Raw genomic sequence first — 24141 nt, 5'->3', positions numbered from 1 at the left:
GGTCGGACCCGGCACGATTAGCGTGAACGGAATGACGCAACCCCCGACCACCGCCCCGACGTCGCCCACTGAGGTCCCCGACCTCGCCGAGCGCGTCGGGCACTACTACGTCCTCGACGGCGCGTACGAAGTGGGACGCGAGAAGGTCCGCGAATACGCCCGGGCCGTCCAGGACTACCACCCTGCCCACTGGGAGCCCGAAGCTGCTGCGGCTCTTGGCTATTCCGGTCTCGTCGCGCCGCTGACGTTCACGTCGATCCCGGCGATGGCGGCCAACCGCGAATTGTTCGAGTCGGTGATAGTCGGCTACGACACCTACGTCCAGACCGAGCAGGTCTTCGAGCAGCACCGCCCGATCGTCGCCGGTGACGAACTGGTGACCGACGTCGAGCTGTCGAACGTGCGCAAGGTCGCCGGCCGCGAGCTGATCACCGTGACCAACACGATGACCGACGCGAACGGCGAGAAGGTGCACACGATGCACACCACGGTCGTCGGCGTGACGGCCGAAGAGGTCGATCCCCAGCTCGGCCCCGCCGTGCGGAAGGTGATGATGCACGACGTCAACATCTTCAGCCACGACGACACCCATCACCTCTACGAGAAGACCGTCCGCCCCGAGGGCGAGGTCCGCGTCGCCGACGGCGCGGCCCGCGCATCCGGTGCGCGCTCCTTCGACGAGCTGTCGGTGGGCGACGAACTGCCCGTGCACACCGCCCGTATCTCGCGCGGTGACCTGGTCAACTACGGCGGTGTCGCGGGCGACGCCAACCCCATCCACTGGGACGAGGCCATCGCGAAGCTGGCCGGACTGCCCGATGTGATCGCGCACGGCATGCTCACGATGGGTCTCGGCGCCGCGTTCGTGTCGGAGTGGTCGGGCGACCCGGGCGCGGTGACCCGCTACGCGGTGCGCCTGTCACAGACGGTGCCGGTGTCGGCCGATGCGGGCGGTGAGATCGAGTTCAGCGGCCGGATCAAGTCACTCGACCCCGACACCCGTACCGGCGTCGTGCTCATCACCGCCAAGTCCGGCGGCCGCAAGGTCTTCGGCCTGGCGACGATGAACATCCGCTTCGCGTGAGAGCCGGGCGTTGCGCGCCCACGCCCGGTCGTCTCGGACGCGAAAGCCCCCGACGATGAATTCGCCGGGGGCTCTCGCGTCTGCGGGCCGCAGAAGGATCATTCGAGGACGAACACCGGGATCTGCCGATCGGTCTTGGTCTGGTACTCCGCGTAGGGCGGGTAAGCCTCGACGGCGAGCTTCCACCAGTGCTCGCGCTCCTCGCCGCTGATCTCGCGAGCGGTCAACTCCTTGACCTCGGTGCCGTCCTGCACCGTGACCTGCGGGTTCGCCTTCACGTTGTGGTACCACACCGGATGTTCGGGGGCGCCGCCCTTCGACGCGACCATGGCGTACTTGCCGTTCTCCTCGACGCGCATGAGCGGGACGTAGCGCTTCTTGCCGGTCTTGGCTCCGGTGACGGTGAACAGGACGATCGGGCGACCCATCACCTCGACGCCGTCGGTGGTTCCTGTTTCGAGGATCTTCTGGGTCTGGTCGCGGACCCAGCCCTCGGGGCTCAACTCGGCTTTGGCAGTCATGGTGTGGGCAACATCCCGACGGCCGCGCCTATTCCGTTGCGTGGGCCACACGATGTCGCGAGCGGCCGGCGTCGGACTCACCGTCCGGGTCGTCAGCCGGTGAGCGCCTCGGTCTCGACCCTGGGCACCGCGGCGAGCAATTCGCGTGTGTAGGGGTGCTCGGGGCGCCCGAAGACGCGATCGGCCTCACCGTATTCGACGACCTCTCCCCCGCGCATCACCAGGATGTCGTCGGCGACGTGATGGATCACGCCGAGATCGTGCGAGATGAACACGAGCGACACCCCGGTCTCCACCTGCAGCATGGCGAGCAGGTCGAGGATGCGCGCCTGGATCGACACGTCGAGGGCCGACACCGGTTCGTCGCACACGATCACCGACGGCTCGGGCGCCAGCGCACGAGCGATCGCGACACGCTGCCGCTGGCCGCCGGACAGGTGCAGTGGGTGACGCTTGCGGAAGGCATCCGACAGGCCGACATCGTCCAGGAGCTCGGAGATCCGCTCGTCGAGCGCCTTACCCCGGAGGTCACGTGACCGCAGACTGTCTCGCAGGATGCGTTCGACATTCCAGCGGGGATCGAACGAGCTCAGCGGGTCCTGGTAGATGACCGAGATCTGGTGCCGGTTCGCCCGACGTTCGCTGTCGCGCAACGAACTCCACGGCCGGCCGTTGAGTTCGACCGTCCCGGAGTCGGGTTCGGTGAGTCCGAGGATCATGCGCGCGGTGGTGGTCTTGCCCGAACCCGACTCGCCGACGATGCCGAGCGTCTTTCCCGGCAGCACGTCGAAACTCACGCCACGCACCGCCGGACGTGACGTTCTGTTCTTTCCCTCGAACGACTTGCGGAGATCGCGCACCCGCAGCGCCGGGGTGGCACCCGGATCGGACGCCACCGGCGGTTCCGGCAGTGTCTCACCGCTGCTGAGCAGGGTGCCTTTGGAGGTCCGCGACGGCACGGACGCGAGCAGCCCCTTGGTGTACTCGTGCTGCGGCCGGCGCAGGACGTCGCGGGTGGCGCCGTGTTCGACGATCTCGCCCTGCCGCATGACGGCGACACGATCGGCGAGCCGGCCGACCACGGCGAGATCGTGGGAGATCAGGATGACGCCGTTGCCACGGGCCTTCGCCTCGCCGAGGACGTCGAGGATCTGCGCCTGCACCGTCGCGTCGAGCGCGGTGGTGGGTTCGTCGGCGATGAGCAACTTCGGGTCCTGGGCGAGCGCCGACGCGATGAGCGCGCGCTGCCGCAGACCGCCGGAGAGTTCGTGCGGCCGTTGCCGGGCGCGTACCCGGGGTTCGGGCACGCCGACCAGGTCCAACAGCTCGACGACCCTCTCCTCACGCTCGGCGCGCCGGAGCCCACCCCGGCGGAGCAGGCCCCCGTCGAGCCGTGCGTGCGCGGTCAGCGACTCCCCGATCTCGCTCCCGACGGTCCGGAGCTGATCCAGGGACACCAGCGCGTCCTGGAGGACGAAACCGATCTCGCGGCCGCGGAGTCGCCGCCAGTCCCGATCGGTGTATCCGAGCAGGGACCGCCCGGCGAAGTCGATCGCCTCGGCCCCGATCCGTGCACCCTCACCGGTGAGCCCGATGAGGGTCCGGGCCGTCACCGACTTCCCAGATCCGGACTCACCGACGATCGCGAGGCATTCTCCGGCGTTCACCGCGAACGACACGCCCTTGACGACCTCGCGGTCGCCGAACGACACGTGCAGGTCCCGGATCTCGGCCAATGGCGCCTCGGCGCCGGTGACGTCCACGGTGGCAGTGGTGTCCGTGGCAGTGGTGGCGACTGCGGTCATCGGGTGGTTCCTTCCAGTCGGGCGCCGAGGTGGCGGCCCACGGTGGTGAATGCCAGCGCGGTGATCACGATGACGAGGCCGGGAAAGATCTCCAGCCACCACGCCACGGTGATGTAGGTGCGGCCGGCGTCAAGCAGCGCACCCCACTCCGGCGACGGAGGCGCGACGCCCAGACCGAGGTAGGCCAGGCCCGACGCCCAGATGATCGCCTGCCCGATGCCGAGTGTCGCGGTCACGATCATCGGCCGTAGAGCGTTCGGGGCGATGTGTTGCACCAGGATTCGCGTCCGCGAGTGTCCGAGGGCGGTGGCCGCCTCGATGTAGGCGGAGTTGCGGACCGCCAGCACCTGTCCGCGGATGATCCGCGCGTAGCCAGGTGCGATGCCGATACCGATCGCGAGGATCAGCGTGCTGCGCCCGGGACCGAAGACCGACGTCAGCAGGAGGCCGAGCAGGATCGTCGGGAAGGCGAACAAGACATCGATCCATCGATTGGACAACGCCTGGGCGAGGCGACCCGACAATCCGGCGGCGATGCCGAGCACCACCGCGATGACGAGGGCCACGGTCACCGCACCCAGGCCGATTGCGAGGGACTGCCGCGTTCCGAAGATGACGCGGCTCAACAGATCTCGCCCCGACAGGTCGGTGCCGAAGGGATGTGCCCAGGTGGGCGGCGACAGCGTCGCGTCGAGGTCGATCGCGAGCGGATCGTGGGGCGCGAGCGCTCCGGGTGCGACGACCGCGATCAGCAGCAACAGGAGAACGACGAGCGCGGCGATGACGGTGGGCGGGACCGACCGACGGCGCGGCGTCTCCGGCAACGCGGTGACGGTGCTCCGAGAGGTCTTGATCTCCGGGGCCGGCGCGGATGGTTCTTGGATGGTCATGGCACCTCGATCCGGGGGTCGATGACGGTGTAGAGGAAGTCGACCAGCAGATTGGCGACGGTGTAGATCGCGGCCACCAGCACGACGATGCCGCTCACGAGCGGAACGTCACGGGCACTCGCGGCGGCCACGAGCGTCTGGCCGATACCGGCGCGTGCGAAGACCGTCTCGGCGATCACCGCACCCGACAGCAGTGCGCCCATCGCCCATCCCGACACGGTGATCGCGGGGAGCACCGAGTGCCGCAACACATGTCGGGCGCGCACCGACAGGTCACCGAGTCCTCGGCTACGGGCGGTGAGCACGAACGGCTGGTCGAGCGCGCGGGCGAACTCGTCGCGCGCGATGCTGCCGAGGAAACCGGCCAGCGGGATCGCCAGCGTCAATACCGGCAGGACGAGACCTCGCAGGGAATTCCCGCTCTCCACCGGGAACCAGGCCAGGTCGATCGCGAAGACCACGAGCAGGATCGATCCGAGCCAGTACTGCGGGAGGCCGGCGCTGACGGTCTCCAGCAGGGCGCCGAACGCGCCGACCGGACCACGACGACCCGCCGTCAGCGTGGTGGTGACCAGCACGAGCAGCCAGGCGACGACCAGTGCGCTGAAGGTCAGCACAAGGGTCGGCCCGAGCTGTGCGGCGATCACGTCGGTGACGGGTTCGCTCAGCTGGTACGAGGTGCCCAGGTCGCCTTTCAGCAGCCCCCGCAGATAGTTCAGGTACTGATCCCAGATCGGGTCGGTGAACCCGTACTGCTCGTTCACCGGACCGGTCTCGTCGGGTGTGCGTTCCCGACTCTCCCCGGACGACAGGTTGAGCAGCAGCGTCGCCCGGTCACCTGGCGCGAGGACCTGCAGCAGGAACGTGATGGTCGCCGCCGCCCACAGCACGAACACGGCCGAACCGACTTTGCCGAGCCACCGTGACCACGTCGCCGCGCCGATCCGCCGGCGGTGCGCCGGCCGATCGGCGACCTCGTCGACGGGCGCGGTCGTCGTCTTGTCGGCCTGGATGGTCATCGCACAAACCTCGCATCCGCGAACACCGGTTCGCCTTGGGATTTCTCGACCCACACGTCGTGCAGCTTCGGATGGACCGCGATCGACGTGGTCTGCGTGTACAGCCCGATGGACAGCGCCTTCTCACCGATGAGCTGCTGTGCCCGGCGGTAGTACTCCCGCTGTTCGGTCGGGTCCGGCGAACTGTTGGCCTTCTCGATGAATCCCTGCAGCACCGGGTCGTTGTAGTACGCCGTGTTGTGGGGGTTGGGTGAATCCTCGAGTCGCTGACGCCAGTTGATGTACAGCAGGCCCGGGGTGGGACTCGTCCAGTAGCCGACGTACGCGTCGTAGGTGTGCGGCTTGGCGTAGTTGCCGCCGAAGTACTCGCTCTGGGTCGCCGGCACGAGTTCGATGTCGAAGCCGACCTCGCGTGCCTGATAGGCGATGTCCTGCAGGATCGCAGCCCCCTCCGGGCCGACGATGGCGTCGGCGGCGTAGACGATCCGTGCGGTGAGCCGTCGGCCATCCTTGGTGCGGATGCCGTCGGAGTCCCGCGACGTCCAGCCCGCCTCGTCGAGCAGCGCGTTGGCCTTGTCCGGGTCACGCTCGTAGGCGCCGGCGTCCGGATCGTAGTCGGGGGTGCTCTGGCTCAGCGCGCCGTTCGAATTGAACGGCACCACACCGAGAAACGCGGTCTCGACTGCCTTCTCGCGGTCGGCTGAGTAGGCGAACGCCTGACGCACCCGGACGTCGTCGAACGGGGCGTGTTCGACGTTGAGGGTGATCGCGTTCGGCCGCCCCGGGGTCACGTATTGCTTGGTCTGGAAGCGCGTTGTCGCGTCGGCCCAGTTGATCGGCGGGACGTTGTAGATGACGTCCGACGACCCACTGGTGAGCGAGCCGTATCGCAGCACCGGGTCCTTGAGGAATTTCCAGATCACCTTCTCGACGTAGGCCGGACCCTGGTGCTTGGCGTTTGCCGGCGCCGAGTTGTAGTGCGGGTTGCGGACGAAGGTGATGCTGCGGTTGCGGTCCCAACGTTCGATGACGAACGGTCCCGAGCCGACGGGTTTGGAGCAGTTCTCCTTCGGTCCGCGGGCCAGTGCTGTCGGCGACTGAATTCCGAAGTAGCCCTGCGTGAGCACCGTCAGCAGCGGGCTGTACGGACGCTTGAGATGAAGCGCGAACGTGTGCTCGTCGATGACCTCGCCACGGTCGTAGTACTGACCGATGTAGGCCATCACGGTGCCGTTGGGCGCATCCGGATCGAGGTACCTGTCGAAGTTCTCCTTCACCGCCGCGGCGTCGAGGTCCGTGCCGTCGGTGAACTTTACCCCGGGCTTCAGACGGAAGGTGTAGGTCTTGCGGTCCTGGGAGATCTCCCAGCTCGTGGCCAGCCACGGGACCGGGGTGCCGTCGTCGTCGAGGGAGACGAGGTTGTCGAGGTATTGTCTTGCCAGGTAGGCGTTCTGGACCCACCCGCCGTGGATGCACGGCGGCTCCTGCTCGTGGCCGTACTCGATGACACCACCGTCGAGATACTCACCGGCAACCGGTGGCACGCCGGGCGAGGTGCCATCACCGGTGGCCGGCCGCTCCCCGCATGCGGTGAGCAACGCGGCCACCGACAGGCCCGTCGCGACCAGGGCTCGCGTCCGTCTGGAACGGACAGAACTGAACACGCCAAGTACTCCTAGGATTCGAAAGTCGTTGATCGACAGTCACGGAAAGTTCTCCGCCGGCGTCGACGTGCTGGAGACGCACCTATCAGACCGTGCATTTCAGACCGCACGGTCGGCCCGCGGTTCGTGACGAACGGTAGCGATCGCGTCCGGCGTCGTCAGGTGTTGGATTCACCCTGAGCGCAACGACACACGGATCGGCCGCGATGAGTACCGTCATCGGCGTGTCTGAGCCAAAACCCTTGCGGTTCTCCGCGTTTGTCATGAACACCACCTCGCACATCCTGCATGGTGCGTGGCGTGCGCCCGACGCCCGGCAGACGGAGTTCAACTCCCTGCAGCACTGGATCGATCTCGCAAAGATCCTGGAAGAGGCAACATTCGACTTCATCTTCTTCGCCGATGTGGTCGGCCTGTACGACGACTACCGAGGCGACTGGAAGAAGTTCGTCGACACCGGACTGCAGATCCCCAGCAACGACCCGCTCGTGCTCGCGTCCGCGCTCGCCTCGCACACAGAGAATCTTGGCATCGCGATCACCAGCTCGATCCTGCAAGAGCACCCCTTCGACTTCGCGCGGAAGATGTCCACGTTGGATCACGCCTCGAACGGCCGGATCGCGTGGAACATCGTCACCAGTCTCTCCGGAAATGCCTGGCGCAACTTCGGATACGACAGCATCACCGCTCACGACGACCGGTACGCGTGGGCAGAGGAATACGTCGACGTGGTCTACAAGCTGTGGGAGGGCAGCTGGGATGACGGCGCCCTGATCCAGGACAAGGAATCCGGTATCCACGCCGACTTCGACAAGGTCCACAAGATCCATCATGTCGGCGAGCGCTACCGCGTCGAGGGCCCGCATCTGGTGGCACCGTCCCCACAGCGCACCCCGGTGCTGTTCCAGGCCGGATCGTCGCCGGCCGGGCGCCGGTTCGCCGCCCGTAATGCCGAGGCGCAGTTCATCGTGTCCCCCAACCCGCAGGCCGCGCGCGGTCTCGTCGACGACACCCGCCGCCTCGCCGTCGAGGCGGGTCGCGCGCCGGAGGACATCAACTTCTTCCAGGGGTTGTCGTTCGTCGTCGGGAGCACGGAGGAAGAAGCACGTCGCAAGGCGGCAGAGCTCGACGAGCTCATCGACCCGAGCACGATCATCGCCCATTCCGCCGGCGGCCTCGGCATCGACCTGGGCTTCTATGACCTCGACACCCCGATCGGCGAGATCAGGACCGAAGGCACGCAGAGCACCCTGCTGTGGCTGCGGGAGGCCGTGCCCGACCGTGAACCGACCGTCCGCGACCTCGCCGAACTGCGCAGCCGCAGCGGTCGGGTCGTCGGCACGCCCGAGCAGATCGCCGACCGTCTGGCCGAGTGGCGCGACGCCGGAGTCGACGGCATCAATGTCATCAATGCGACGATCCCGGGCAGCTACATCGAGTTCGCCGAGCACATCCTGCCGGTGTTGCGCGACCGTGGACTCGCCCAGCGGGAGTATGCGCCCGGCACGACCCGCCGCAAGCTCACCGGCCGGGACCGTCTCCCCGATACCCATCCCGCAGCCGCCTACCGTGGCGCGTTCGCAGCGAAAGCCGAGGTGCCGGCATGAGCGTCCTCACTCGCGTCATCACGGAACGTGCCGCAGTCCTGTCCGAGATCGCCGCGGACGCCGCAACCCGCGAACTCCAGGGCGACGACCCGCACGCACAGATCCGGCTGCTGAGCGAATCCGGCTACACCGCATTGACTCTCGATGACGAGTCGGGGCATGGCGCAAGTGTGCCGGAGTTCTTCGAGTTCCTCATCGAGCTGGCGCGCGCCGATCCGATCGTCGCGCACATCCTCCGGGCGCACTTCTGGTTCGTCGAACAGATCCGCCGCTTCCCATCCGGTCCGGTGCGCGACCGTTGGGTCACCGAGATCGCCGCCGGGAAGGTGTTCGGCAACGCGACAAGCGAGCGCACCGGCAACGCCGGCTCGTTGTCGTTCCAGACCGAGCTCCGCGCCGTCGACGGCGGATGGGTGCTCTCCGGGGTCAAGTTCTACAGCACCGGCACCGCCTTCGCGGACTACGTATCCGTCACCGCGACGGTGCGCGGCGGCGACCACGACGGTCAGGTCGCGAGGATCGTCCTGCCCGTCGATCGTGAGGGCGTCACCATCGTCGACGACTGGGACGGGATCGGACAACACCGTACCGGGACCGGCACCACTCGTCTGGAGAATGTTGCGGTGACGGCGGAGGACATCCTGTCGTTCACCGACCGCGGGTCCACCGAACCGGTCGCCAACGACGGACCGTTCCTGCAGCTCTATCTGCAGGCGCTGATCACCGGGATCCTGTTGTCGGTGACCGACGATGCGACGTCCCTGCTGCGGTCGCGCACCAGAACCTTCGATCACGCTCCCGTAGAATCACCCAGCCACGACCCGGTGCTGCTGGCGACCGTCGGCGAGATCGATGCCGCCGCCCACGTCGCACGGGCCGCGGTACTCGACGCCGCGCGGACCATCGAGGAGGCGTTCGCGCCGGCCCGCAGCGGGGTTATCGAACCAGATCTGTTCCACAAGGCATCGGCGGCCGCGGCCCGGGTCAAGATCCACGTCGACCGTGTCGGCCTGCGCGCCGCAGCCGATCTCTTCGAGGTCGGCGGTGCATCGTCGGCGAGTCGAGCAAAGAACCTCGACCGGCACTGGCGGAACGTCCGGACCGTCACCTTGCACAACCCGACGTCGTACAAGGCGATCGCACTGGGCGACCTGCTGGTCAACGACACTCCCCTGCCGGCGAACGGTTACTTCTGACCCGGTGCACTTGTCGGCGTAATGCGTGCAGAATCCCTCGCGGATGTGCGAGCAGCACACGCGCAGCCACCTTCCGCTGCTTGCGGTCCGAGGAGCGTGAGCGACGAGCCGCGAAGGGTTGGTGACCTGAACTCCCGACGTCGCCGCCCGGAGTGATGTCGTGGGTGATGTCGTGGGTGATGTCGTGTCCGGCGCTGCGGTGTTCTAGTTCCGGTAGGCGGTGTTGAGTAGTTCCGCGCACAGGGCGAGTTCGATCGGGGATGCGTCTTGGCGGTCGGTGTATGTCAACTCGAGTGGGTGTGGTGCAGCGGCGGGCAACTCGGGTTCGGGTTGGTTGTGGATGTCGTTGCGTACCTGGGTGAGGATTTCGCCGAATCGTCGACCGATGTCGGGTCGTCGGTTCACGCGTGCGGGGTTGGGTGGCGCCCCGGGCTCGTCGTTCAGCTGCCAGGAGCATCGGCCGGCGTCGGGTCCGGTGCGGATCAATACGGGTGGTGTACTGGCCGGGTTGGTCGCCGACCATGTGGTGATGGCGGGTGCAGGTCTGGATGAGGTTGTCGATGTCGGTGGACCCGCGGGATCAGCGTGCCGTCAGCGCTGATGGCGTATCCGGTGGTGCGGACGAGGTCGTGCAGGTCGGATTTGATGATCCGGTTCATCGGCAACCCGCGATGGACCTTGCCGAGTAGGCCGTCGTCGAACACTGCTTTCAGCAGCGCCGTCAGGGCGTCGTGCTGCATCTGCGCCGGGGTGCGGAGATCCCGCTCGGCGGCCGCCGCGAGCTGGTCGGGGTCGGCGTCCTCGGTCGAGCCGCGCGGTGAGTCCGGATCGTTGGGGTTGATCATCCCCGGGTCTGGCCCAGAAATCCAGAAACGTCCCCAACAACGCCCGTAGTTCGGGGGTTGGCGGGCCGATCAGTTTCGACATGCCGTCGGCGCGTTGCCGGTCGATCTGCAGTCGCCGTCGGCGTTTACGGTCGTCGGTGTCGGTGAGGGTGCCGTCCGGGACGAGGTGGGCGAGCAACTGCGCGCCGGCGCGGTCGATCTCGGTCAGGGTCATCCATGACGCGTATTCGGTCATGGTGCGTTCGGCGGCGGCTTTCACATCTTGGAGGATCGCGGCGGGGATCTGTTCCGCCACTTCCATCACCGCATGCACATGCTCGGAGCCGACCCGACCGTCGGCGAAACGCTTCCGCCAGCGCGGGCAGTTCGGGCTCGAGCGGCCGGCCGGTCAGGTCGGTGAATGTCGCGGTTGCTTTCACCTGGGCGCGGCGTTGACCCGGATGGGTCATCCGCAGTGTTTCCTGCATGTACTGCAGGATGTCGCGTCTGCCGGTCTTGCGGGGCACGTCACGGACCGCGATCTCCACCAGCTGCTGGTTACCGGGAACGGGCTCGTTCGGTCTCGCGGGCAACGTATTCGGCCTCAGGCATCGGACAACCCGGTCAGATTCGCCTGCCGTATCCTGTCGATCAACTCGTGGAACCGATCAACCAACTCCACAGCGTCGGGGCGGGGTGCGTCGACAGCGTCGACCGTGCCGGTGTCGGTCAAGACGGCCACCCCCAGAAACCGCGGATCGAAAGTATGTTCGATCACACACGCGGACCAGGCGCCGCGCAGTGGAAATCCACAAGATCAGGTGAGTGGTGAAGCCAGCGCAACCGTATCCACACCCGCATGACCGCTTCCTCCCGCGTGTCGACCGACGACCATCCCACGCCGGAAAGAACAGGTCGCGCGGGAAGGTGGAGGTCACGCGCAGACGACACCGCCCACGCACACGTGGAGCACCAGACGGAATCGTCTGGCTCGCAGCGCTTCTCAGTTAACTCCCGCGAGCTCCTCGTCGGCCGCCGTCTTCCCGAACGCGCCTCGGTACCGCGCCGCGGGATGACGATCGGGCAGCCGATCCCCTTCGCCGAAGATCTTGTGCCGCAACGTTCCCGGCCGGTACTCGCTCTGGATCAGGCCACGTTCCCGCAGCGTCGGGACCACATGGTCGATGAAGACCTCGTACGAACCGGGGATCTCGTAGTTCATCAGGTTGATACCGTCGACACCGCTCGCCTGCCACGCGGCGAGCTCGTCGGCGATCTTCTCCGGCGTGCCGACGATGCGGAGGTTGGTCGCGGTGTGGTGCGCGACGTCGCGCAGGGTCGCCGGGCGGTCGGTGACGATGTCCTGAATCCACCCGACCACCGACTGCACCCCCTCGGTCTGGATCTCGCCGACCGGGGTGTCGAGGTCGTCGTACCCGAAGTCGATGCCGATCGATCCCGACATGTGCGCCAGGTGCCCGTCGTGGTCGATCCACTCATCGAGTTCGGCCGCGAGACGGGCGGCCTCGGCCTCCGTCGACGCGGGCACGACGTACAGCCCCTGGAAGAACTTCAGGTCGTCCGCGCGCCGCCCCACCGCGACCGCACGGCGACGGATGTCGGTCGTGTCCCGCAGCGCCGCCTCGCGATTCGGCGCCCCGAGAAACACTGCCTCGGCGTTGCGCGCCGCGAAGGTGCGTCCCGCCTCGGACGCGCCGGCCTGGAACAGGAACGGCGTGCGCTGCGGACTCGGCGACACCAGGTGCGGCCCCTCGACCTGGTACCGCTTCCCTACGTGGTTGATGCGGTGGACCTTGTCGTAGTCGGCGTGGATGCCACGCTCGCGGTCCTGCAGCAGTGCGTCCTCCTCCCAGCTTCCCTCCCACAGCTTGTAGGTGACGTCGACGTACTCGTCCGCCCACGCGTACCGCTCGTCGTGCTCGGTGAGCCCCTCGAGACCGAAGTTCCGGCTCGCGTTGGGCAGGTAGTTGGTGACGATGTTCCAGGCGATACGCCCCTTGGTCGCATGGTCGAGCGTGGAGATCCGTCGGGCGAAGTTGAACGGATGCTCCTGGAGAATGCTCGCCGTGAACGCGATGCCTAGGTGTTCGGTCACGTAGGCGAGAGCACTCGCGAGGACGCTCGGGTCATTGCTGGGCACCTGCAGGCCGGCCTCGAAATACTTGCGTTCATCGCCGCGGTACGGCGCGTAGAGCCCCACTACGTCGGCGAAGAAGATGGCGTCGAACCTCCCCCGCTCGAGGGTCTTCGCGAGGTCCACCCAGTGGTCGAGGTCGTTGAAGTCCACCGAACGCGACGACGGTCTACGCCAGGTGCCCTGGACGATGTGACTGGTCGTGTTCATGACGAAGGCCGCGAAGTGCAGCGGCCGTGTGGCTTTCGGATCGGACATGAGCGCTTCCTCCGACTGACGATCTGCGGCGACGAGAAGTGGGATCGGACTGATGCACCGTAGGTCCGCGACGGACACCGGAACACGATTGCGCGCAGCATGATCGAAACCCACGGGTCGCCGTGGGGCGGCGAAAACCGCTGGACGGCGATCGGACACTGGAACCCATGAAACTGTGGGTCGACGACCTCCGCACGCCGCCGGAGGGTTGGACATGGGCGAAGACGAGCGCCGAGGCGATCGCCGCGCTCGCCGAGCACTCGGTCACCGAGTTGTCTCTCGACCATGACCTCGGCGGCGACGACACCGCCCGCCCGGTCGTGCTCTGGATGTGCGAACACGAGGTGTGGCCGACGGTGATCTCCGTCCACAGCGCCAACCCGGTCGGAGTCGAGTGGCTGACCGGGATGATCACGCGCTACCGCACCCGAAACCCTCCCCTCGGCGCCCATCCCACACTCCGGCCGTATCGAAATCCTCGGCCGTCGCAAAACTTATGAGACTCCTGTTTTGCGACACCACCCGAACCACTTCCCGAAACACGGTGGCGTTACTTGGAACACATCGGGTGCGTCTCGAATCCCGGGCGAGTCTCAGAATGATTTCGAGCGTTTTGAGATAGTGTTCTCCCCGTGACAACCGATGCGACAGGTGGCGCACCGAGGATGGCCCTCGGGTACGCGCGGGAGACTCCGGGGGCCCATCCCCTGGGGCCACAGATCGATGCACTGACCGAAGCAGGGGTCGATCCCGGCCGGATCTACACGGACCCGGCGGACCGCCGTCCCGTGACGGGGCCTCGAGCCGGGATGAGCGCCCTCCTCGACTACGCTCGCGCCGGCGACACGGCGGTGGTCGTCGGGATCGACCGGCTCGGCCGCAACGTCCGCGAGGTCATGATGATCGCTCGTGAACTCGCCTCGCGCCGAATCGGTTTGCGCTCGCTGCGCGAGGGCATCGACACCGACGACCCGGCAGGCGCCATGATCGTCGGGGTCCTCGCATCGCTCGCGGAGCTCGACGACGACCCCACACCTCGCCCGGTGCGCAGCCGGCCACGGACCGGCGGGCACGCTCGCCCGTCGTCTCACGTCGGTCGGCCCCGCGCGCTCGACGACGATCAGGTACTGCGCGCCGAGCAGATGCGCGCCGCCGGTGAGTCGGTCCCACGTATCGCCGAGGCGCTGGGGGTCAGCCGCGCCACCCTCTACCGGACCCTCGCGGAAAGGCGGTCGGTCCGGTGAACCGCGACGAAGACTTCCCCGACCTCGACATCGTCACGCCGTACGGCATCGTCACCCGTCTGCCGACGTCGTTCCCGATCTACGACGCGGATCTCGACGAGCACCTCGACGCCGATCTCTTCCAGAAGGGGTTCGAGGACGCCGAGGCCGACCTGTGCGCGCTGCCGCTGCCCTGGCGGTCGCAGCTGGCGCGCAAGGTGCTCGAGAGCCCGCCCGACCCCGACGACGAGGAGCCGAGCCACACCCGCGGCTACCGCGCCGCGATGTACGGCTACGTCCGACACGGGGGTAGGTGAGCCCAGGCCCGTCCGGGCCGGTCAGCCCACGCCGGCACCGGACTCCTGGGGTATGACGCGGCCGTCCCGCACGCGGTAGACCGCATCACACCGGGCGAGCGTCGACTCGCGATGGGTGATCCACAGCACCGTGCGCCCCGCCCACACCTGGCGCAGGCGGGCGATCACCCGCGACTCGGTGGCGGTGTCGAGCTGACCGGTCCCCTCGTCGACGACGATCACCGATCCGTCGTGCAGGACCGCCCTGGCCAGGGCCAGACGTTGCCGCTGCCCGCCGGACAGCGCCACGTCGCGGTCGGCGATCACCGTGTCGAGACCGTCCGGCATCGCCCGTACGACTGTGTCGAGGTCGACGGCGCGGAGGGCGTCCCAGAGACGCTCGTCCGTCGCATCCGGCGCTCCCAGACGCAGATTCGCCGCGATCGATCCCGGTAACAGGTAGGGCTCCTGGTCGACGACGGTGACCAGGTTGCGCAGTTCCCCGACCGGGATGCGCCGGAGATCGTGCCCGTCCCAGAGCACGCGCCCGGCAACCGGGTCCCAGATCCTGGCAACCAGCGCGCCCAGAGTGGACTTCCCGCTGCCCGTGGCACCGACGATGCCGACGAAACCTCCCGCCGGCACGGTCAGATCCACGCCATCGAGGATGCGCCGCCCGATTCGATTCCGGTGTTCGAAGACCACTCCGTCGAAACAGATCTCAGGGGCCGAGGTGTCGGGTCGCCAGGCGTCCGCGGGCACCGGATCCGGGGTGGCCGGTTCAGCGTCGGCGATCTCCCGCACGCGGCGTAGCGACGACCTCGTACTCCCCAGGAGCGCGGCGAAACCGTCGACGGCTGCGAGAGCGGGAAAGGTCGCGACCGTGACTCCCAGCATCGCCGCGATGGTCGGTGCATCCGCTCCGCCGGCGTGCGCGATCACGATGACGACGACGAGCGCACCCACCTGGAATCCTCTGGCCAGACCGGCACGGGCGGCTGCCCACCGCGCCACCGTCCGATACCGGACGGCCAGCTCCCCCTCGACGGAGTCGATCGCACGCATCCGCTGCGATTCGGCACCATGGGCGCTGATCTCTCGTAGGCCCGCGATCGAGTCCGCGAGATGAGCCGAGATCGCTCCGCCGAGACCGACCACCGTCGCCTCGGCGCGTCCCACCCGGGCCCGCCCGACAAACGGAATGCCGGACCCGAGGGCCACGAAGAAGAACAGCAAAGCGAACGCCAGATCCGAATGGCCGATCGCGATGAACCAGACGAGAACACCCGTGGGCATCACGATGGCCCCGATCGCCGGGACCAAGGTGTGCGCGAAGAACACCTCGAGCCGATCGATGTCGCGCGTCACCCGCCCGAGGAGGTCACCGGTACGGTGCCGATACGTGACGGCAGGAGCCAGCGCCGCCAGTCGCCGGTAGAAGAACACCCGCATCATCGCAAGGACCCGGAACGCCACCCAGTGCCCGGTGTAGTGCTCGAGGTAATGGAATACACCCCTTACCGACGCCAATGCCATGACCACCGCGAGAGCGAGCCACGGCGACCCGGACCGTGTGGTCACCGCGGACACCGCCGCTTGTGCGGCGTACCCGAGGAGAACCGCCCCGGCGGCTAGCTCCGCCACCCGACACAGGGCGGAGATCGCCAACGGCCACAAGACTGGTCGTCCGAAGGCGAGGAGCCAGCGGGTCTGTGCGGTCTGTGTACTCCGGTCGTCGCGGGTTGCGCGTTCGGTCATCGCCGTGCCCCTTCATCCCGCACGAGGTCGTCGTTCTCGGGTCGGGCGGTCTCGAGGGCTGCTTCGTCGAGATCGACCCCCCGATGGGCCAGTGCGGTGAGCAGCGCCGAGTGCGTCGCCATGACGACCGTCTTCCTCCCGGCCAGCGAGGCGATGGTCTCCGCGATGAGCCCTTCGGAACGCGGGTCGACATGGCTGGTGACCTCGTCGAGGATCAGCACCGGCGCATCCCGCAGAAGGCCGCGCGCAAGTGCCAGCCGCTGCGCCTGACCACCCGAGAGCGCGGTCCCGAACTCCCCCACCGCAGTGCCGAGCCCCTCGGGCAGCGCGTCGATCTCGGCGTCGAGGCGCGCCTGCCGCAAAGCCTCCCACATTCGTGACTCGGAGGCGTCCGGACATGCCAACCGGAGGTTGTCTGCGACGGACCCGGCGAAGAGATGTGTCTGCTGGTGGACGATTGCGGTGTGGACGCGGGGATCGCCCACCGCGCCGTCGAATTCGATGTGACCGCGATCCGGAACGAGGTCCCCGGACAGCAACGCGAGCACCGTCGACTTTCCCGCGCCGGAAGGCCCGGTCAGAGCGACGATCTCACCCTCCGTGACCTCGAGGGTGAAGTGCGACAACGTCGGTGCGCGCCCGGGATGGGAGAAATCGACGTCTTTCAGACCACAGGACACCGGCCTCGCGGACACCGGCCTCGCGGACGCCGCCGGACGGTCCGCGACCGGCGGTCGTGGTGTCCCGGTGCCCAGCAGTCCGACGACCTCCTTCTCGGCGGCGACCCCGGTCATGCCGATGTAGAAGAACTGGCCTATGTGGTCGATGGGCGTGGTCAACAGCACCGCGAGCAACACCAGCGCGAGTGCATGCGGTGCGTCGAGCCGGCCGACCGCACCCATGTGGACCGCGGAAGCCGTTGCCGCACCGATCAATCCGCCGTAGATGACGACGTCGGTGACGAGGAGGATGACCTGGTTGCCGAGCAGCAACCGCATCACGGTGCGGCGCTGGGCCTCGCTCTCGGCGGCCAGACGTTCCGCCTCCTGCCCGGTGCGCGAGTAGAGCGAGACGGTCCGCAGACCCCGCAGGGCGTCGAGGAACTCGGCGGCGAGTCTCCGAGACTGTTCTCGATGGCGGTCCGACGACCGCCGGAACATTCGCTGCAGACCACCCACGGCCGCCGGTGCGAGCAGCAGGAGGATGAACATCAGCCCGGCGATCTCCCACCCGGTCGAGAACCCGATCACCACGACCACGACCAGCGGCGTCGTGACCGCACCGATCATCGTCGCGATGAACCCCCCACGCAACGCGGCGATCTTGTCCGCCCCGTCGGTTGCCGCCGACACCAGGCGACCGGCCGGCGGCAGTTGCGCGCGGGCGACGAGATCGTCGGCGGCGAAGATGCGCCGCTGGACCGCGCGTCGGACCGAGCGCTCCACGTGACGTGCGGCCCGATCGTCGACGAGCGGGATCGAGGCGACCGCGAGCACCGAGATCACCGTCGCCGTGGCGAGGATCCCCGGCCAGGGCGTCGTTTCCCCGTCGGCCGGCAGCTCCCCGAGCGCGAGGTAGACGACGCAGGTCGAGACGACGCCCAGCCAGGTGAGACCGACACTCACCGCGGTGAGCCGGCGGACCGGTCGCTCGATCGGGAAACCCATCAGCACTCCCTTATTGAAAATGATTACTGTTATCGTTTGGTTGATCCCGGAGTATACGCACGAAAGGCACGACCGCTGTGGCAGCCCCAGAACCCCTCGTCGAGGACCGTCGCGAGACCCCGACCACACTGCGGCCCAAGCGATCTGCGTGGTGGTCGATGGCCGCGGCGGTCGGCGTCCTGATCGTGGTGGCCCTCGCCGGGATCGCGATCGGGCCGGTTACCGTCGGATGGCCGGACACGCTGCACGCGCTCGTCGACCCCGATGCCGCGGACGCCCCGCTGGTCCGCGACGTCCGCGCCCCCAGGGTCGTCGTGGCCGGGATCGTCGGCGCCGCGCTCGCGGGTGTGGGTGCGGTGATGCAGGCGGTGTTCCGCAATCCCCTGGCCGACCCGGGAATCACCGGTGTCGCGTCCGGCGCGGCCGTGGGCGCGGTGGCCGTCCTGGTCTCGGGCGTGTCCATCCTCGGTAGTGCCTCGGTGCCGCTCGGCGCGTTCGCCGGGGCCGCGGTCGCGGCCCTGTCCCTGCTGCTTGTCGCCCGCACCCGTACCGACGCGTCACCGGTGACCTTCGTCCTGGTGGGCATCACCGTGGGCTCGTTCTGCTCGGCGGTCACCGCGGCGCTCGTCGCCAACGCACCGACCGACTCCGCGGTGCGGTCGGTGATGTTCTGGATCAACGGCGATCTCACGTCGCGGACCTGGACCGACGTCTGGCTGTGCCTGCCGCCGATCATGCTGGGGACGGCCGTCCTCGTCTCCCGGCACCGGGTGCTCGACACCTTGCTCCTGGGCGAGCAGACGGCGACCAGCATGGGCATCGACGTACGACGCCAGCAACTCGTGCTCCTGCTGGCCGGCGCGCTCGTGACCGGCGCCGCGGTGGCCGTCACCGGCGTGATCGCGTTCGTCGGGCTGGTGGTACCTCATGCAGTCCGACTGGTGCTCGGCACCCGGCATCGCATCCTGCTTCCGGCGGCGATGCTCAGCGGTGCGATCTTTCTGATCCTCACCGATCTCGCGGCGCGGATGATCTTCTCTCCCGTTGTGCTGCAGACCGGTACGGTCGCGGCTCTGGTCGGTTCACCGGTGTTCGCGTGGCTGGTGCTTCGCAGCGGAGGTCACCAGGAGAGCGTCGCGTGAGCGCGCTCCTGTCGGTGCGAGACCTGCACGTGGTCGGTCGCTCACGCACCGGCGCCCCGCGCCCGCTGGTGGACTCGGTCGACTTCGACGTCGTGCCGGGCAGCGTGATCGGCATCATCGGCCCGAACGGTTCCGGGAAGTCCACGCTGCTGTCGGCGATCGCCGCCGGGCGCCAGATCACCCGGGGATCGATCCGGTGCCGCGACGTCGAGTTGACGGGAGCCCGTCCCCGCGTCCGGGCCCGTCACGTCGCCTACGTGCCGCAGCAGGCCCACCTCGGGTTCGGCCTCACCGTCCGCGAGATCGTCGGTCTCGGCGCTCACGCCAATGCGACGGGGCACCGGCACGATCGGTTGGTCGACTCCGCGCTTCGGCGCACCGGATGCGCGCACCTGGCCGACCGGCCCGGGGCTGCCCTCTCGGGAGGCGAATGTCAGCTCGTCCACATCGCGCGGGCGCTCGCCCAGGGGGCTCCCGTCCTGGTGATGGACGAGCCGGTGTCGGCATTGGATCTCGCCCACCAGGTCGAGGTTCTCGCGCTCGCACGATCCCACGCCGCGACCGGCCCCGACACCGCGACCGTCCTGAGCATCCACGATCTGGGCCTCGCCGCCCGTTTCTGCGACCGCCTGGTCCTGATGCAGGCCGGCCGGGTCGTCGCCGACGGGGCACCGGAGGAGGTACTCACGCCGCACCTCATCCGGCAGGTCTACGGCGTCCGAGTCCGCACCGACCGGGACCCGGCGACGGGATCGATGCGTGTCACCGCCTTCCCACGTGGGGCCGGCGATCTCCACGACGTCGGCCCGCCCGACGAGGCCGCCGCCCTCGACTCCCGAAACAGGCCCGGGCAACACCCGGGCACCCACCAGAAAGGTCGATGATGAAGACGTCCCACAGCGTTCGGTTTCTCGCCACAGCGATCGCGCTTGCCGCCGCACTCGCCGGATGCAGCGGCCAGACCGCAGAAGACCACGAAACCGAGGCCACGCCGCAGCGGATCGCCGCGCTCAGTCCCGACGTGGCCGAAACCGTGGCAGCGCTCGGGGCCGGCGACCGACTCGTGCTCATACCGGACTCGCAGACGCACCCGTCCCTGACCAACCACCCCGACGTGATGCGTGCGGTCGGTTCGACCATCGCCGCTCACGGTCCGGCGGACCCCGAACGGATCCTCGCCGCGAACCCGGACATCGCCATCGTCACGCCGCGACACGAGGGCGAAACCGACACGTCGACCCTGCTCGCCGGTTCTTCGGTACGGATGGTGACCCTCCCCAACACTTGGCAGAGCGTCGACGAGATGCTCACCGACATCATCGCCATCGGCGACGCCATCGGATCGTCACGACAGGCGACCGAACTGGCCTCGTCCATCCGCGACGGCATGGCGGAGATCCGGCCGGTCCCGGCACCGGCGAGATCGGTCCTCATCCTCAGCAACCAGGCCGGACGACCGATGATCAACGCGGGCAAGGGTTTCACTCAGGATCTCGTCACCCGCGCGGGCGGGCGCAACGCGGCCGACGATGCGGGGCTGTCGCGCACCGGCTTCGCCGATCCCGAGCAGGTCGTCCGCGCCCGGCCCGACGTCATCCTGCTCGTGGACATGCTCGGACTCGGTCGCGATTCCTTCGCCCCGATCCTGTCGAACCCCGCCGTCCGGCAGCTCGCCGCGGTCCGCGGCGACCGCATCCTGCTTCTCGACGGCAAACACAGCCAGGCGCTCGGACTGCAGAGCACGGTCGACGGCCTGCGCCGAATCCGTGACCGGCTCGGCGACACGTCCGACCAGCGGTAGTCGCCTCCCGGCGTCCACCACGTAATGTCGCAGCGATGCGACCGGCATCGGGTCGGTCGCATCGCCGCCCCGACGGCTGAGGCGAGAGGACTGCGAGGCGATGGACGACACCGGCTCCCACGGCGAGCTCCAGCAGGACGACGGACGGTTCCGGGTGACCCGATGGACCATCGAACCCGGCGGGACGATCCCGATGCATCGCCACGAGTTCGACTACGTGGTCGTCCCGCTCGTCGACGACACGATGTACGCCGTCGCTCCCGACGGCACCGAGATCGCCGCCGAACTCCGGGTCGGCCAGACCTACACGAGGTCGGCCGGCGTCGAACACCGGGTCGAGAACCGGGGCACCGACCGAATCGCCTTCGTCGAGGTCGAACGTCTCTGACAACCCGCGGCCGGCCCGAAAAGCCCGCTCTCGGACCACATTCCCCCGACCGAGGACACATGACGTCGAGGTCGTCGACGAATCGTGACCGGGCCCGACCCGAGCACCCGCAAGATCGCGGGTTGCGCCCAGAATCGCGAGCTGGAAATGGTGATTATTCAGGTGAACCCGCGATTTCGTGCCGTCGATGACGCGGCGACCCGGTGCCGTCGTCGCCGGGGCCGTACAGTACTTGCGTGGTGCAGCTCAAAGTGGGAAGCCAGCGCGACGACGCGGCGACCGATGTCCTCCTCGCGGCCGACAAGTTCAACCGACACACGTTCTGGTGCGGCCAGAGCGGTTCGGGCAAGACCTATGCCCTCGGCGTCGTGTTGGAGCAGTTGCTGCTCAACACCAGGCTGCCGCTGCTGATCCTCGACCCGAATGCCGACTTCACCCGGTTACCGGAGGCACGGGCCACCGCCGACTTCGAGACCGCCGCCGCGATCGCCGCGGCCGACATCCGCGTCCTGCATTCCACGCGATCCGACGAGCCGCAGCTGCGTACCCGTTTCCTGGAACTGCCGCTCGCCGCGAAAGCCGCAGTGCTGCAACTGGACCCGATCGCCGACGCCGACGAGTACAACGTTTTGCTGCACGCCGACGCCGCGCTCACCGCCACGCTCGACGAGACCAACTTCCTCTCCGCGCTCCGGGAGTCGGGCGACCCCGGTCGGCAGCAGCTGGCAACCCGCGTCGAGAACCTGCAGGTCCTCGAGTGGGACCTGTGGGCGCGCGGCGACATCGCGGCCACCGATGTCGTCGACGAACGGCCGGCCGCGACCGTTATGGACCTGGGCGGTTTCTCACATCCGGAGGAACCGAAGGTCGCCGCACTGAGCGTCCTCGAGCACCTGTGGGCGCGACGCGACGAGCGCCGTCCCGTCCTGATCGTCATCGACGAGGCACACAACATCTGCCCGCCGGTCGCCACCAACGCCGTCGAGCAGGCACTCATCGACCGGGTGGTCCAGATCGCCGCGGAGGGACGCAAGTTCGGCCTCTGGCTGTTGCTGTCGACGCAGCGTCCGACGAAGATCCACCCGAACGTGCTCTCGCAGTGCGACAACCTGTGCCTGATGCGGATGAACGCACCCCGGGACCTCGCCGAACTCGCCGACACCTTCGGGTTCGTCAACGAGCACATGCTCGCCCAGTCCCCCGAGTTCCGGCAGGGCGAGGCGCTGTTGGCCGGCGGGTTCATCCCGACCCCGACCTTCACCCGGATGGGCGCGCGGCTCACCGAGGAAGGCGGGGCCGACGTGCCGGTGCCGCTGGGTATCTGAGGGCCTGTCCCGCTACCGCCAGACCGGTTCGTCGCTGCCCCATGGGTGCAGCGGCGACGGATAGTTAGTCGGCGCCCCGGGGAAGTCGAGGATCGGCGGAGCGCAGATGACCGTCGTCGCGGAGACGTCGGTACCCGGGCGGATCGGTACCGACGTGGTGGGCAGGGACGCCGGACCGTCGTGCTCGCCATGGTTCTCCGAGGGGCCGGCCGTGAGCAGTTCGTGCGCGGTCCGAGCAAGCCTCATGTCGATGTCGAACGATCCCCCGACGGTCCGCTGGGCGCGGATGGCTGTGCTGATCGCCGCGGCGAGGAAATGTCCCGTCGAGTGGTCGAGCGCCTGCGCCGGCAGCGCGCCCGGCGTCGCACCGTCCCCGGACTCGAGGACGGCGATACCGCTCGCGGCCTGGACGAGACTGTCGAAGCCGCGGCGATCGCCCCACGGCCCGTCCGTGCCCCACGCCGACAACTGCGCGACGATGATCCCGGGGAAGCGCTCGCGCAGCGACTGCGGGTCGAGTCCGTACCTCGCGAGGGCCGTCGGCCGGTACCCGTGTACGACGACGTCGGCGGTGGACAGCAACTCCTCGAACCGCAGCCGGTCGGAGGGATCGTCGAGATCCATCAGCGCGCTGCGCTTCTCGTGACCGGTGTCGAGGTGCTGCCACGACGCCTCGGGGAGTCGCGGCGAGTCGATGCGCAGCACGTCGGCACCGGCGACGGCGAGATCCCGGGTGGCCACCGGACCTGCGATCACCCGGGTCAGGTCGAGCACCCGGATGCCTGCCAGAGGCGCCGCCCCGCCTTTCCGCCACGGGCGCGGGGCCGCGTCACCGGAGGACGCGAAGCGCACCATCGGGACGCCGGCGACGAGCTGCGCCTGGGGATGCTGCCGCCACTCGCCGGGATAGCGGACCGCGAAGACCAGCGCCCCGGCTGCCGCGGCGAGGTCTTCGAGGTCGAACCGCGTCCACTCGGACATCGCCGCTTCCACCGTCGGCCGCTCGGACCGCGGTGGGATCCCGAGGAGCCGCGCGAGCCGCTCTGCGTGGTGCGGATAGTTCGCGTGCGTGCGGACCCAGCCGTCCCGGACTCGCCAGAATCCGGACAGCGCTCCCCAGACCTCGGGCGGCTCACCGTCGAGACGGAACAGCTTCTCGCTGCCGAACGACGCCTGCACCTTGGACGCGTCCGGCGAGACCGTCAGACCGCGCCTCTCGATGACTCCCCGCTGCACACCGATCAGTGCCACGCCGAGAGAGGCGAGCGCCGCGCTGTCGTAGGCCAGTTCCGCGACGCGCAGCTTCGACGTCCACGTGGGCACGTCCGGTGCGGGCCGCAGGGCGGCGAGGTCGGCGGCGGAGAGACCGAGCGCCTCGGCGACCGCACGGCCGGCACGGTGGAGCCCACCGGCGGCATCCCCGTCATCGCGCACCGGGTCGGACGGATCCCGTGTCGCCGGTTCGGTCATCGTCGGCACCTCCGATCGGTCTCGTGATCCTGTCATTCGTTGCCGTCT

22 protein-coding genes and 1 pseudogene are annotated in these 24141 nt (G+C 68.4%); 11 read left to right on the top strand and 12 right to left on the bottom strand.

The annotated features are described in order from the left end of the window. Positions 1-31 precede the first annotated feature (31 nt). Positions 32-1084, top strand: a complete 1053-nt coding sequence (locus tag ABFT43_RS13020) for a fused (3R)-hydroxyacyl-ACP dehydratase subunits HadA/HadB (protein ID WP_347960781.1) — start codon at positions 32-34, stop codon at positions 1082-1084. Positions 1085-1182: 98 nt separating this feature from the next. On the opposite strand, the gene ABFT43_RS13015 is transcribed toward ABFT43_RS13020, so the two are convergent. The 5 genes from ABFT43_RS13015 to ABFT43_RS12995 all read right to left on the bottom strand — a co-directional run bounded on the left by ABFT43_RS13015 (position 1183) and on the right by ABFT43_RS12995 (position 6983). Then, entirely contained in the window at positions 1183-1605 is a 423-nt protein-coding gene (locus ABFT43_RS13015; RefSeq protein WP_347960780.1) for a nitroreductase family deazaflavin-dependent oxidoreductase, read from the bottom strand. Positions 1606-1697: 92 nt separating this feature from the next. Beyond that, on the bottom strand, positions 1698-3410 hold the full coding sequence (locus tag ABFT43_RS13010) for an ABC transporter ATP-binding protein (RefSeq protein WP_347960779.1): 1713 nt from the start codon (positions 3408-3410) through the stop codon (positions 1698-1700). Then, positions 3407-4300: an ABC transporter permease gene (locus ABFT43_RS13005; protein ID WP_347960778.1), complete on the bottom strand. Its 894-nt coding sequence runs from the start codon at positions 4298-4300 to the stop codon at positions 3407-3409. Before ABFT43_RS13005 ends, ABFT43_RS13010 begins: the two co-directional genes overlap by 4 nt. Beyond that, on the bottom strand, positions 4297-5319 hold the full coding sequence (locus ABFT43_RS13000; RefSeq protein ID WP_347960777.1) for an ABC transporter permease: 1023 nt from the start codon (positions 5317-5319) through the stop codon (positions 4297-4299). The genes ABFT43_RS13005 and ABFT43_RS13000 overlap by 4 nt, the downstream gene beginning before the upstream one ends. Beyond that, complete coding sequence (locus ABFT43_RS12995) at positions 5316-6983, bottom strand: ABC transporter substrate-binding protein (RefSeq protein WP_347960776.1); 1668 nt, start codon at positions 6981-6983, stop codon at positions 5316-5318. Before ABFT43_RS12995 ends, ABFT43_RS13000 begins: the two co-directional genes overlap by 4 nt. A 224-nt stretch (positions 6984-7207) precedes the next feature. On the opposite strand from ABFT43_RS12995, the gene ABFT43_RS12990 reads away from it, so the two are divergent. Both ABFT43_RS12990 and ABFT43_RS12985 read left to right on the top strand, forming a co-directional pair. Further along, positions 7208-8590: an LLM class flavin-dependent oxidoreductase gene (locus ABFT43_RS12990; RefSeq protein ID WP_347960775.1), complete on the top strand. Its 1383-nt coding sequence runs from the start codon at positions 7208-7210 to the stop codon at positions 8588-8590. Then, the gene (locus ABFT43_RS12985; RefSeq protein WP_347960774.1) at positions 8587-9786 is read left to right on the top strand and encodes an acyl-CoA dehydrogenase family protein; all 1200 of its coding nucleotides are present in this window, start codon (positions 8587-8589) and stop codon (positions 9784-9786) included. Before ABFT43_RS12990 ends, ABFT43_RS12985 begins: the two co-directional genes overlap by 4 nt. A gap of 482 nt (positions 9787-10268) precedes the next feature. Here the strand turns inward: ABFT43_RS12985 and ABFT43_RS12980 are convergent, their stop codons facing one another. The 4 genes and pseudogenes from ABFT43_RS12980 to ABFT43_RS12965 form a co-directional block, all read right to left on the bottom strand. Continuing rightward, positions 10269-10631: a DUF222 domain-containing protein gene (locus tag ABFT43_RS12980; protein ID WP_347960773.1), complete on the bottom strand. Its 363-nt coding sequence runs from the start codon at positions 10629-10631 to the stop codon at positions 10269-10271. 46 nt (positions 10632-10677) lie between these two features. Then, positions 10678-10932, bottom strand: a pseudogene (locus tag ABFT43_RS12975) (DUF222 domain-containing protein); the annotation flags it as partial. Positions 10933-11214: 282 nt separating this feature from the next. After that, entirely contained in the window at positions 11215-11343 is a 129-nt protein-coding gene (locus ABFT43_RS12970) for a hypothetical protein (protein ID WP_347960772.1), read from the bottom strand. A gap of 270 nt (positions 11344-11613) precedes the next feature. Then, positions 11614-13023: an LLM class flavin-dependent oxidoreductase gene (locus tag ABFT43_RS12965; RefSeq protein ID WP_347960771.1), complete on the bottom strand. Its 1410-nt coding sequence runs from the start codon at positions 13021-13023 to the stop codon at positions 11614-11616. Positions 13024-13190: 167 nt separating this feature from the next. On the opposite strand from ABFT43_RS12965, the gene ABFT43_RS12960 reads away from it, so the two are divergent. From ABFT43_RS12960 to ABFT43_RS12950, 3 genes are all read left to right on the top strand, one after another. Beyond that, on the top strand, positions 13191-13523 hold the full coding sequence (locus ABFT43_RS12960) for a cyclic-phosphate processing receiver domain-containing protein (protein ID WP_347960770.1): 333 nt from the start codon (positions 13191-13193) through the stop codon (positions 13521-13523). Between the two features lie 165 nt (positions 13524-13688). After that, positions 13689-14267 (top strand): recombinase family protein, encoded by a 579-nt coding sequence (locus ABFT43_RS12955; protein WP_347961008.1) that lies wholly within the window; start codon positions 13689-13691, stop codon positions 14265-14267. Next, entirely contained in the window at positions 14264-14563 is a 300-nt protein-coding gene (locus ABFT43_RS12950; protein WP_347960769.1) for a hypothetical protein, read from the top strand. The genes ABFT43_RS12955 and ABFT43_RS12950 overlap by 4 nt, the downstream gene beginning before the upstream one ends. Positions 14564-14584: 21 nt before the next feature. Here the strand turns inward: ABFT43_RS12950 and ABFT43_RS12945 are convergent, their stop codons facing one another. Then, complete coding sequence (locus ABFT43_RS12945; RefSeq protein ID WP_347960768.1) at positions 14585-16300, bottom strand: amino acid ABC transporter ATP-binding/permease protein; 1716 nt, start codon at positions 16298-16300, stop codon at positions 14585-14587. Then, positions 16297-17967, bottom strand: coding sequence for an ABC transporter ATP-binding protein (locus tag ABFT43_RS12940; RefSeq protein ID WP_347960767.1), 1671 nt, complete (start codon positions 17965-17967; stop codon positions 16297-16299). Before ABFT43_RS12940 ends, ABFT43_RS12945 begins: the two co-directional genes overlap by 4 nt. Before the next feature lie 77 nt (positions 17968-18044). On the opposite strand from ABFT43_RS12940, the gene ABFT43_RS12935 reads away from it, so the two are divergent. The 5 genes from ABFT43_RS12935 (at position 18045) to ABFT43_RS12915 (ending at position 22623) form a co-directional block, all read left to right on the top strand. Beyond that, complete coding sequence (locus ABFT43_RS12935) at positions 18045-19109, top strand: FecCD family ABC transporter permease (protein WP_347960766.1); 1065 nt, start codon at positions 18045-18047, stop codon at positions 19107-19109. Then, positions 19106-19993, top strand: coding sequence for an ABC transporter ATP-binding protein (locus ABFT43_RS12930; RefSeq protein WP_347960765.1), 888 nt, complete (start codon positions 19106-19108; stop codon positions 19991-19993). Before ABFT43_RS12935 ends, ABFT43_RS12930 begins: the two co-directional genes overlap by 4 nt. Then, entirely contained in the window at positions 19990-20910 is a 921-nt protein-coding gene (locus ABFT43_RS12925) for an ABC transporter substrate-binding protein (protein WP_347960764.1), read from the top strand. Before ABFT43_RS12930 ends, ABFT43_RS12925 begins: the two co-directional genes overlap by 4 nt. A 100-nt stretch (positions 20911-21010) precedes the next feature. Beyond that, positions 21011-21298 carry a cupin domain-containing protein gene (locus ABFT43_RS12920; RefSeq protein WP_347960763.1) on the top strand — a complete coding sequence of 96 codons (288 nt, stop codon included), beginning with the start codon at positions 21011-21013 and terminating at the stop codon, positions 21296-21298. A 236-nt stretch (positions 21299-21534) separates the two neighbouring features. Next, positions 21535-22623 carry an ATP-binding protein gene (locus tag ABFT43_RS12915; protein WP_347960762.1) on the top strand — a complete coding sequence of 363 codons (1089 nt, stop codon included), beginning with the start codon at positions 21535-21537 and terminating at the stop codon, positions 22621-22623. 12 nt (positions 22624-22635) lie between these two features. On the opposite strand, the gene ABFT43_RS12910 is transcribed toward ABFT43_RS12915, so the two are convergent. Then, on the bottom strand, positions 22636-24093 hold the full coding sequence (locus tag ABFT43_RS12910; protein ID WP_347960761.1) for a CoA transferase: 1458 nt from the start codon (positions 24091-24093) through the stop codon (positions 22636-22638). Positions 24094-24141: the final 48 nt, after the last annotated feature.

It is taken from the genome of Gordonia aurantiaca (assembly GCF_039939235.1).
GTDB lineage: Bacteria > Actinomycetota > Actinomycetes > Mycobacteriales > Mycobacteriaceae > Gordonia.
Note: the sequence above shows the minus strand (reverse complement) of the source record. Positions and strands in the feature narration are given on the sequence as shown.